8 protein-coding genes are annotated in these 11,287 nt (G+C 41.0%); 4 read left to right on the forward strand and 4 right to left on the reverse strand.

Annotated features, from left to right (window positions below):
- Positions 1-171 precede the first annotated feature (171 nt).
- On the forward strand, positions 172-1,560 hold the full coding sequence (gene dbpA / locus NH153_RS02665) for an ATP-dependent RNA helicase DbpA (RefSeq protein ID WP_063700692.1): 1,389 nt from the start codon (positions 172-174) through the stop codon (positions 1,558-1,560).
- 9 nt (positions 1,561-1,569) lie between these two features.
- On the opposite strand, the gene NH153_RS02670 is transcribed toward dbpA, so the two are convergent.
- On the reverse strand, positions 1,570-2,151 hold the full coding sequence (locus tag NH153_RS02670; RefSeq protein WP_063700695.1) for a DNA-J related domain-containing protein: 582 nt from the start codon (positions 2,149-2,151) through the stop codon (positions 1,570-1,572).
- Positions 2,152-2,309: 158 nt separating this feature from the next.
- Between NH153_RS02670 and NH153_RS02675 the strand changes: the two genes are divergently transcribed.
- A complete protein-coding gene (locus NH153_RS02675; RefSeq protein WP_063700698.1) occupies positions 2,310-5,144 on the forward strand; it encodes a tetratricopeptide repeat protein in 2,835 nt (944 codons plus the stop codon).
- On the opposite strand, the gene NH153_RS21995 is transcribed toward NH153_RS02675, so the two are convergent.
- From NH153_RS21995 to trxA, 3 genes are all read right to left on the reverse strand, one after another.
- Positions 5,117-6,367, reverse strand: coding sequence for a methyl-accepting chemotaxis protein (locus tag NH153_RS21995; RefSeq protein ID WP_063700699.1), 1,251 nt, complete (start codon positions 6,365-6,367; stop codon positions 5,117-5,119). The two genes, NH153_RS02675 and NH153_RS21995, sit on opposite strands and share 28 nt — an antisense overlap.
- 163 nt (positions 6,368-6,530) lie before the next feature.
- On the reverse strand, positions 6,531-7,790 hold the full coding sequence (gene rho / locus NH153_RS02685; RefSeq protein ID WP_062566226.1) for a transcription termination factor Rho: 1,260 nt from the start codon (positions 7,788-7,790) through the stop codon (positions 6,531-6,533).
- A 181-nt stretch (positions 7,791-7,971) separates the two neighbouring features.
- A complete protein-coding gene (gene trxA, locus NH153_RS02690; protein WP_063700701.1) occupies positions 7,972-8,298 on the reverse strand; it encodes a thioredoxin TrxA in 327 nt (108 codons plus the stop codon).
- Positions 8,299-8,388: 90 nt separating this feature from the next.
- Between trxA and rhlB the strand changes: the two genes are divergently transcribed.
- Positions 8,389-9,663 carry an ATP-dependent RNA helicase RhlB gene (gene rhlB / locus NH153_RS02695; RefSeq protein WP_063700702.1) on the forward strand — a complete coding sequence of 425 codons (1,275 nt, stop codon included), beginning with the start codon at positions 8,389-8,391 and terminating at the stop codon, positions 9,661-9,663.
- A gap of 48 nt (positions 9,664-9,711) precedes the next feature.
- Positions 9,712-11,205 carry a guanosine-5'-triphosphate,3'-diphosphate diphosphatase gene (gppA, locus tag NH153_RS02700; RefSeq protein ID WP_063700705.1) on the forward strand — a complete coding sequence of 498 codons (1,494 nt, stop codon included), beginning with the start codon at positions 9,712-9,714 and terminating at the stop codon, positions 11,203-11,205.
- Positions 11,206-11,287 lie beyond the last annotated feature (82 nt).

Here is an 11,287-nt window from a genome sequence, read left to right on the forward strand (position 1 = left end):
TTGCTATCAATAAACTAGAACAAATGCAGAGAGTTAGAAAGCGTCAAACTGTAACTAAATATGAATTAAACGAGTCGAACAGTGTTTTCGTTTAGAGAAACAGTACATTCTCTGCTATGATCCACAACATCTTCGAGGATGTCCCTCAATTATCAAGTTTGGAATATTACTGTGACTGCTACTGCTTTTTCATCTTTGGCTTTGCCGCAAGAGTTAACCGATAACTTATCAACTTTAGGTTATACGCAAATGACGCCTGTGCAAGCGCAAAGTTTGCCAGTGATCTTGCAAGGCAAAGATATTATTGCCCAAGCCAAAACCGGGTCGGGTAAAACGGCTGCGTTTAGTCTAGGTGTATTGGCTAAGTTAAATGTGAAAAGGTTTCGTATTCAGTCTCTCATTTTATGTCCAACCCGAGAGTTAGCAGAGCAAGTTGCTGAAGAAGTTCGTAAGCTTGCCCGTGGCATTCACAATATTAAAGTTTTAACCTTATGTGGAGGGGTGTCTATTGGTCCACAAATTGGCTCACTAGAACATGGTGCGCATATCATTGTTGGCACGCCTGGTCGTGTTGATGACCATATTCGCAAAGGCACATTGCGCTTAGATGATGTCGAGACTTTAGTGTTAGACGAAGCTGATCAAATGCTAGACATGGGTTTTCAGGATACCCTTGATGCTATTGTTGAGTGCATTCCTAACCAACGCCAAACATTATTGTTCAGTGCGACTTATCCAAAATCAATTGCAGCGATTGCAGAGCGAGTGCTTAGCAATCCAGAAATGATTAAGGTTGAAGAAGAACAAACAAAGAGCACAATCAAACAATACTTTTACAAGCTTGATAACAACAAACAGCGCTTTAATACATTGAAGCTGTTGCTACTGAAGTTCCAACCAGAAAGCTGTGTGGTTTTTTGTAACACCAAAGTTGAAACACAACAGATTTGTGATGATCTTTATGCTGAGGGTTTTAGTGCAGTTGCCTTACACGGTGATTTAGATCAGCGTGAACGTGAGCGCACTTTAATTCGCTTTGCTAATAAAAGCGCCTGTATTCTGGTTGCAACGGATGTTGCCGCACGCGGCTTAGATATCAACGATATGGACATGGTAGTGAACTATCACCTTGCACATGACCCACAAACCCATGTACATCGTGTTGGTCGTACCGGTCGAGCAGGTAAAAAGGGTATTGCATGCTCTATTTATGGTGAAGCTGAGCAATTTAAAGTGGCACAAATTGGCGACCACTACGAGCGTGACTTTGACCCGGAACCAATTCCGCCATTTAGCTTGCTAGAAAAGCCCGCTTATAAGCCAACCATGGCAACCATTATGATTGATGCTGGCAAGAAGCAAAAAATTCGTGCTGGTGATATTTTAGGCGCATTAACGGGTAAAGAAGGTATTGCTGGTCATCAAGTAGGTAAAATTAATGTGCTTGATAATGTTGCCTTTATTGCTGTAGAGCGAGCTGCTGCAAAACCTGCGCTACGTAAATTAACTGAAGGTAATATTAAAAAGCGTAAGATTCGCGCACGACGTTTGAGCAGATAAATTGGTAAATTATGAGCAGCTTGCTTTAAGTTGCTCATATTCGAGTTGTATTTTCTTAAACTCAATTGCACAGCCTTGGCGGTCTGGGTGATGTTTTAATGCGAGCTGCCGCCAGCGTTTCTGTAACTCTTTTAAAGAAAACCCCACCGGTAGTTGCCACGCCTGCTGTAAGTCTAATAGCTGTTGCTGAGATAACGGGTGAATGCCCTTTTTTTGGCTAAATGACGAAAAACGCTGCCAAAAATCAGTTAATAACGCATCAATTTCTTCGCTGCTTGTATCAAAGTTTTGCCAATCTAAATAGTAATCCCGTAGCGGATCGTGACTTTCTAATGCATTACTTATTTGCTCATTAACAAGCTCAATATGTAATGAGGCAATTTGTAGTTGTTGCTCTGGTGCGAGTTGTGTTTGCAGCTGATAAAGGCCATTCATAACTAAAAAGTTGCGTTTAAACAGATCTTTTTGTGGGTCAGCGTCTAATGGTTCAATTTTTCCTGATTCACTGAGAGCGCTGGCAAGCGTATGAACCTTCCACGTTGGTTGTTCCAAAAGAAGGTAAAAAATCTCATCAATCAGTGGGTTAACCATTGTTCGTAAGCCTATCTTTAGTGTAATCTACAGTGGTATACGCTATCACAGCTGCTTTTATGAAACTACGCTATTGTTTTTTAGATACTAGGGAATACTTTTAGCCAAGCTTACTAACTGCATCTTCAGGCTAAGTTGATATTAAGGGATTTCGTCATATGTTCACATCACTGCGTATTAGCTTGCTTACAGCCATCCTGATCGGCTGCAGTGTACTCTTTTCGCAGCCAAGTTTTGCTATTTCTTCATTATTCAAACAATTTAGTGAATCCGAGCAGTGGCAAGAAAAGCAACAGCTTGCCAAAAAACTGCTTAAGCAAGATTCAACTAACCAAGAACAAAGGCTCGATATATACCTGCAACTTGCGGATTTTGCGCTTGATAAGGGCAATTTTTCGGCGGCTGTAAAGAACTACCAATTGGCAGAGCAATCGACAAGCTTTGCTGCAACCCCAAAACGGTATTTTCGTAGTTTAAAAATGCAAGGGGTTACTTACTATTATCAAGGTTTGATGCAACAAGCTGTGCTTGCTTACAGTGAGGCATTAAGCGTTGCGAAAAAGCTACCAGAGCCAATTGCCGAAGCGAACTTACTTAGTAATATTGGCCTTGCTTATTTTGATATGTTCAATATGGATCAAGCGCTTAAGTATTACAAAGAAGCGAAAGACATATACGAAGAGCATGGCAGTGAACAAGATAAAGCAGATATCTTACACAACATAGCGGGTATTTATATTCGTTTGTCGAGCTATGACATTGCGCTTGATATGTATAGAGAAACGCTAGAGATTTTCCAAAAATTAGGGGATGAAGACGGCGTTGCTCAATCCTATGGCAATATTGGCGTTGCGTACTCTGAGCTTGGTCAATATCAGCTGTCTTTGCATTACTATCAGCGAGCTTTGCGATACTACCAAGAGACAAATAATGCTTATTTTCTTTCGTCGCGCCACGCAAACATAGCCAATGTTTATCTGCGCACTGGTGATTTAGAACTTGCCTTAAGCCACGCAGAGAAAGCTGTTGAATTTGCAAAACAAATTGATAATAAAACGTTAGAGCTTGCCGGTTTATTATCGCAAGCAAAAATCGAGTTATTACAAGGAAAGCTCGCTGAAGCTGAAGCAACTCTGACTACGTCGGTCTTTATGGCTAAACAATATAAAGATGATTTGAGAGTACAAGACGGCGCAGGAATGATGGCCTTAATTAAATCTGGCAAAGGAGATTATGCAGGGGCCGTTGCTAGTTTTGATCAGTTTGTACGTTCATTCAAAAGCGAGCAAAGCTTACAATTATTAAAGTCGATGGGTGAGCTGCAAAGTCAAATTCAAGCAAGTCAGCTTAATCAAGAAATTGTTGAGCTAAAGCAGCTACAACATGTGCAAGAGCTCGAAATGTCTAAACAGCGCCAGTTGGGCATTATGTTATTTATTTTGTTTGTGATGATAGTGGTAACGGGGATTACTATTTATCGCCGTAGTATAGAAAAAGGTGCCAAAGAGCAACTTTCGTTAATGGTCGCGAAACGCACCAAAGAGCTTGAAGAAACCGCAGAGCAATTACGTAGTGCTAACGAAATTAAAAGTCAGTTTTTAGCAAATATCAGCCATGAAATCCGTACACCTTTAACCGCAATTTTGGGGCAAACCGATAATTTAATGAATGGTTTTTATAAACCAGAGCAGTTAAACGATGAGCTTGCGGTTATTCAAAAACAAAGTGATCACTTGAAAGAACTGATTAACGATGTACTCGATATTAGTAAAATTGAGGCTAATAAGCTTGAGTTAAGCCTAAAAGAAGGTGATCTAGTTCGATTACTTACTGACGTCCACTCCATGCTCAGTGGTCAGGCTAAAGATAAAGGGCTGAACTTTGCTTTTCACAATGAGTTGGGTGAGCAGTTTTACAGTCAACTCGACTTTACCCGCATTAAACAAATACTTATCAACCTATGTGCTAATGCAATTAAATTTACCAATCAAGGTGAAGTAGAGTTAAAAGTCTCTCAAGTAGAGCAAGGCGTCTGGTTTCGTGTCGCTGATACGGGCATTGGTATGAACGCCGAGCAGCTTAAGCAAATATTTGAATGTTTTAGGCAAGGCGACAACAGCATCAGCCGTCGCTTTGGTGGGACCGGGCTTGGCTTAAGCCTATCACAACAACTTGCGATGATGATGGGTGGCTATATTAGTGTTGAAAGTGAACTAAATAAAGGCAGCATATTTTCGTTTTACTTGCCGTGTAAAGAGCATACGCCAAGCTCTGAAACTGTTGAGCTTACAAAGTATGTGCAGCCAGTGACAAAAGGTTTATCAGGTAAAGTGTTACTTGCTGAAGATCACCCAGATAACCGCCGTTTAATTTCTCGTTATTTAGAGTCGATGGGCCTTGAGGTGATTGCGGTTGAAAATGGTGAGCAAGCTGTTGAGCAGTGCCTCAAGGAATTCCCAGATGTGGTGCTGCTGGATATTCAAATGCCAGTATTGGATGGCTTACAGGCGCTCAAGCTATTACAAGAATGTGGCTTTACTCAGCCTGTCTATGCATTAACAGCTAATGCAATTAGCCATGAAATTGACAGCTACCTCGAAGCCGGCTTTACAGGATATTTAGCCAAACCGATTGATAAAAAAGTATTTTACACGCAACTAGCTAAGCATTGTAAAAAGGATGGGGCAACAACTAAGTCTCAGCATGATATGAGCGACTTAGTGGCAAGCTTTATTAATAGCTTCGAGCATGAAAGCGCATTGATACAACAGCACTTTGCAGCTCATGAGTTGTTTAACTTACAGCAAGATGCTCACCGAATTGGCGGTGCGGCTAAAATGTTTGCACTAGATGATGTTGCAATGAGTGCTATGGCGCTTGAGTCGGCGTTAAAGCAAGACAAACTTACCGATTTAACAGGTTTAGTTGCTCAACTACTTGAGCAACTACATAATGCTTCGGTTGATCAAAACAGTTCAATATCACCGTCTTGAATTTTTTCAATTTCTTGATTGGTATCGAAACGAGAGCGGTCAATTCGCTGTTCGTGATCGGTTTCGGGTGGCGTGATATGAAACATCGACAGCTTATCGTCTATGGTGTGGGCAAGGCGAACCAAGTCTTTACTCGATACAGCCTGTATTTGTGAACTTGAAAGTGCATCAGAGTTGAGCTCCACCATCGCATCAATACTTGCTTGGGCTTCATCCGACATTTGGCTTTGCATCGCCACCTGCTCATGAACACTCTCAGAAAACGCATTAATTTCAAGCATTGCTTGTTCAATTTTATTGGTTTCTTTGGTTGAAGCCTCAGACAACTCAACCGTACGCTCGGTTTCTTTTAGTGCCGTTTGCATTAATTGATATGCTTGTTCAGTACTGTGCTGGATTTTAGCTACCATCTCACGCACTTCTTGTGTTGATTTACTGGTGCGGGCAGCCAGATTTCTTACTTCATCAGCGACTACCGCAAAGCCACGCCCTTGCTCGCCAGCTCGTGCAGCTTCAATGGCAGCATTTAGCGCAAGTAAGTTAGTTTGTTCGGCAATACTATTTATGACATCAATGACGGAGCCAATCGCATCACTATCTTGTTTAAGTAAAATAATCTGCTCACTCGTTAGATTGATATTATCGGCAAGCTTGATAAGACTCGCCTGGCTTTTATCTGTGTCTAAACGGGTTTGTTGTACAGAACGGGTGGCATCAGATACTGAATTAAAAATTTGTTCAAGGCTTCTATCTAACTCTTTCGATACTTCAATCGTACGGGTAATGGTATCCGCTAAATCAATACCATGAGCATCTTGTATGGTGGCTTTTTGAGTCATTGATGCATACGTGTCACGCAGTGCATCGGCCATAGGTAATAAGCGGGCAGATGACGAATATATTTCGCCAAGCATGTGTTCAACCATCGTCAAACTGGCATTGAGGGCATGACAAGCTTGCGGTAATTGACGATCATTTTCGTCAAAACGAAAAGTGAAATCGATGCCTTGCTCAGAAGTAATATTAGAAACAAAATAACTTAAGTGATCCTGTTGCTTATGCTCAGTAGTATAAACGTAAGCAATAATAGTAAGCCAAGGAACGACAACAATAAGCGCAAATACAGCCATTGCTGTTGCAGATAATTCAAATACGGTAAAACTAGCAATACAACTAAGTAAGCTTATTAAGAATAGAGCTACAGCTACTTTAATGCGAGTCATTGAGGGGATCCTTACCTTTTAATCCTATAATGTATAGAACAAATTTCTATTTATTACCAATAAACTTATTCTGTAAAAGTATAACTATTAAGGTGTTATGTCCTTAGTTTTACGCAAAAAAAATGCCTGTATTAAACAGGCATTTTTTAAAAACTAGTAATAGTTACTGACGTTTCATTGAGTCAAAGAATTCATCATTGGTTTTGCTCATTGAAAGCTTATCAATTAAGAATTCCATGGCATCAATTTCTGACATCTCATGAACGATCTTACGTAAGATCCACATCTTCTGAAGTTCATCAGGTTTAGTGAGTAACTCTTCGCGACGCGTACCTGAGCGGTTAAAATCAATCGCTGGGAATACACGCTTTTCAGCAATCTTACGATTTAAGTGTAATTCCATGTTACCAGTACCTTTGAACTCTTCGTAGATAACTTCGTCCATCTTCGAACCCGTATCGATTAGGGCTGTTGCAATAATTGTTAAGCTACCGCCTTCTTCTACGTTACGCGCCGCACCAAAGAAACGTTTTGGTTTGTGTAAAGCGTTTGCATCAACACCACCAGTTAGTACCTTACCTGATGAAGGGATAACGGTATTGTAAGCACGAGCAAGACGCGTGATTGAATCAAGTAAGATAACCACATCTTTTTTGTGCTCAACAAGGCGCTTCGCTTTTTCAATTACCATTTCAGCAACTTGAACGTGACGACTCGCTGGCTCATCAAATGTTGAAGCAATTACTTCACCTTTAACAAGACGCTGCATCTCTGTTACTTCTTCTGGACGCTCGTCGATAAGAAGAACCATAAGCTCACAATCAGGCTGGTTGTAGCTAATTGATTGTGCAATGTTTTGCAGTAGCATCGTTTTACCCGCTTTTGGCGGAGCAACGATTAGCGCACGTTGGCCTTTACCAATTGGTGAGGCTAAATCAAGTACACGTGCTGTGATATCTTCAGTACTACCGTTACCACGTTCCATACGTAAACGTTCGTTTGCGTGAAGTGGGGTAAGGTTTTCAAAAAGAATTTTTGTGCGAGAGTTTTCAGGTTTGTCGAAGTTTACTTCATTTACTTTTAATAATGCGAAGTAACGTTCACCGTCTTTAGGTGGACGAATAAGACCTGAAATAGAGTCACCAGTACGCATGCTGAATCGACGGATTTGACTCGGTGATACATAAATATCATCTGGACCGGCTAAGTAAGATGCTTCTGATGATCTTAAGAAACCAAAACCATCTTGTAAGATTTCTAAAACACCGCCGCCATAGATGTTTTCACCGCTTTTAGCGTGCGCTTTCAAAATGGCGAAAATAATGTCTTGTTTTCTTAAACGGGCTACGTTTTCGAGCCCCATGGACTCAGCTAAGTTTACAAGCTCTTTGATAGACTTGTCTTTTAATTCGCGTAAATGCATATTGGTGGGTTCTTTATTACAATTGTCATACTCAAAATCATCGTTAGATACATGAGTGAGGTTTGTTGGTATAACTAAGGATTAGTTGGCTTTATAAACTAGCAGGTCACTAGCAAGGCGTCCAGTCTTTAAACAAAATAAAGCTAAAAAAAGGGCAAAAAGCCCTTTTTTTATATTTTCATTAGATGTTGTTTTCTAAAAACTCTACTAATTGAGTCTTAGAAAGAGCACCAACTTTAGTTGCTGCAACTTGGCCATCTTTGAAAAGAAGTAATGTAGGGATACCACGGATACCAAACTTAGGTGGTGTGCCCGCGTTTTGGTCGATGTTAAGTTTTGCAACTGTAACACGGCCATCAAACTCGCCAGCTACTTCGTCAAGAATAGGGGCGATCATTTTACAAGGTCCGCACCATTCAGCCCAAAAATCAACAAGTACAGGTTTGTCTGATTGTAGTACGTCAGCTTCAAAGCTATCGTCAGTTAATTGAATAATTTTCTCGCTCATTGCGATCTCCGATTAGTTAGGCGAAATATTTAATGCGTATTTAAACACTCTTGTTTCTTATTGCAAGTTTAAACGTTATGCTTAAACGCTATGACTAAGACACATTTGACCGATAAAAAGTTTTCAGACTTTGCTATCGCACCGGAAGTGGTTGCCGGTTTAACCGAAAATGGGTTTGAATATTGCACACCCATTCAAGCGAAATGCCTACCTTTTATTTGTGAAGGCCGCGATATTGCGGGCCAAGCACAAACGGGTACGGGCAAAACGTTGGCGTTTTTAACTGCCACGTGCCATCGGTTATTACAATCTAGCAAAGCACCTAGTAAACATCCAAGAGCCCTGATCATGGCCCCAACAAGGGAGCTGGCGATTCAGATACACAAAGATGCAAAAATTTTAGCGCCACACTGTAATCTTAACTTAGGTTTAGTATATGGTGGCGAAGATTACGAAAAACAACGTGCACAACTAGAAAAAGGCGTGGATATTTTAATTGGGACCACCGGACGCCTTATCGATCTTTATAAACAGGGCTGTTACACCCTGAATGAAATTGAAGTTGTGGTACTTGATGAAGCAGATCGTATGTTCGATTTAGGCTTCATAAAAGATATTCGTTATATGTTTAGACGTATGCCAGAAACGTCTGAGCGTTTAAACCTATTATTTTCTGCAACCTTGTCTTATCGCGTGCAGGAATTAGCGTTTGAACATATGACTAACCCTGAGCATGTACAAGTCGAGCCTGATGTAAAAACAGGTAAGCGTATTCAGGAAGAGCTGTTCCATCCATCACAAGATGACAAAATTAAGTTACTGTTAACTTTAATTGAAGAAGAATGGCCAGAGAAAGCAATTGTGTTTGCAAATACGAAACACAGTTGTGAGAATGTCTATGCATGGATGAAAGCGGATGGTCATCGAGTTGGGTTATTAACCGGTGATGTAAATCAGAAAAAACGTCAATCAATTTTGGCTCAATTTACCAAAGGCGATTTAGACTTTTTAGTAGCAACCGACGTTGCTGCCCGTGGTTTGCATATTCCAGAAGTAAGTCATGTATTTAATTTTGATTTGCCAGATGATTGTGAAGACTATGTACACCGTATTGGCCGTACAGGACGTGCTGGTGCTTCAGGACACGCTATTAGCTTTGCCTGTGAACAGTATGCCTATAATCTCCACGAAATTGAGCAATATATAGAACACAGCATTCCATTATCACATTATGATAAAAGTGCATTGCTTGATGATTTAACTAAGCCTACTATTCAGAAAAAGCGGAACTATTCTACAGGCCCACGTAGTCGTAATAACAACGGACGTCGACCAAATAATAGTTACCAGAAATCACGGTCGTAATAAGCGACCGTTGTTGAAGACTTAGTAGTAACTAGAGGTTTTTGAACGGTGGGGCAACTTCAACCGCAAAAAAATGTGTATGCAGTAATCGACTTAGGATCAAATAGCTTTCATATGTTGATCGCTAAATCGATTGCTGGCGGTCTGCAAACGATCGGTCGAGTCAAACGTAAAGTAAGGCTTGCTGCAGGACTTGATGAAAACAACGTCCTAAGTACAGAAGCTATGCAACGAGGCTGGGAATGCCTAGCCTTGTTCGCTGAACGTCTACAAGACATACCAAAGAAAAACATCACAATTGTTGCGACCGCAACCTTACGTCTTGCTACTAATGCTGATGTATTCAAGCAAAAAGCTGAACAGATCCTTGGTCATAAAATCAATGTCATCAGCGGTGAGTTAGAAGCAAAGACAATCTATAAAGGTGTGGCGCATACCTCAGCTTGTAGCGGCAAACAACTGGTGATCGATATTGGCGGCGCGAGTACCGAAGTCGTGATCGGCCAAGGTTTTGATGCACTGCACTATAAAAGCCTGCATATGGGGTGTGTTACCTTCCTAGAACGCTACTTTAAAGATCAAAAACTCAGTAACGAAAATTTTGCTGCAGCAATTAAAGCGGCAAGTGATGTGGTTGCTGAGATTGTTGATGAATACAAAGCAACGGGCTGGCAAATAGCGAGCGGTGCATCGGGTACTGTGCAAGCTATTCAAGAGATCATGGTTGCACAAAACCAAGATGAGCTTTTAACGCTCGATAAACTCCTCGCCATTAAAGAACAATCAGTACAATTTGACACTATTGCTGATCTTGAGCTTGCAGGCTTGAGCGAAGAGCGCCGTCTAGTGTTTGTTTCTGGCCTCGCTATTTTGATCGCATTGTTTGAATCGTTAGATATAAAACAAATGGGTCTTGCTCGCGGCGCATTACGCGAAGGTGTTTTATACAGCATGGTGCCAGAGCTTCATAACCACGACATTCGAAAACGAACTGTTGATGGCTTAATGAATCGCTATCATGTTGATCAAAAACAAGCGTGCCGTGTTGCGCAACTAGCAGAGCAATTGGCAAAAAGCGTCATGGGGCAATGGCAGTCAATCGATGATAACGCAATCGCATTATTAAGAACGGTTGCAAAACTGCACGAGATTGGCTTGCTGATAGAGTATAAGCTTTATCATAAGCACACAGCTTACATTATAGAAAACACAGATATGCCAGGATTCTCACAATCTGAGCATAAACTGATCACAGCTGTTGCTAATGAACATCGTGCTGATCTTGTTAAAAACAGCTTTGCTCACTTAGGTTGTCATCAAGTACTCGCAGAATGTTTAACAAGAGTTGTGCGGATCGCCGTGATCTTATCAATGCGTCGCCAAGATGATGTACTGCCAGCGATAGATCTTAGTGTTAATGAAAACACCCTCACACTGACATTTGATGGCGATTGGTTAAAATATCACCCATTAATGGCCAGTGAACTACAACTAGAGTCCAAGCTACAAGCAAAAGTAGGTTGGAAGCTTATAGTAAAATAACGTTAAAAGGCCCTTTGGGGCCTTTTTTAGTGCTATTTTTACGCGTTTCGTTCGTATTTTGCGCGAACAGTCATTTTTTTCA

The organism is Pseudoalteromonas gelatinilytica, from assembly GCF_001641615.1.
Taxonomy (GTDB): domain Bacteria; phylum Pseudomonadota; class Gammaproteobacteria; order Enterobacterales; family Alteromonadaceae; genus Pseudoalteromonas; species Pseudoalteromonas gelatinilytica.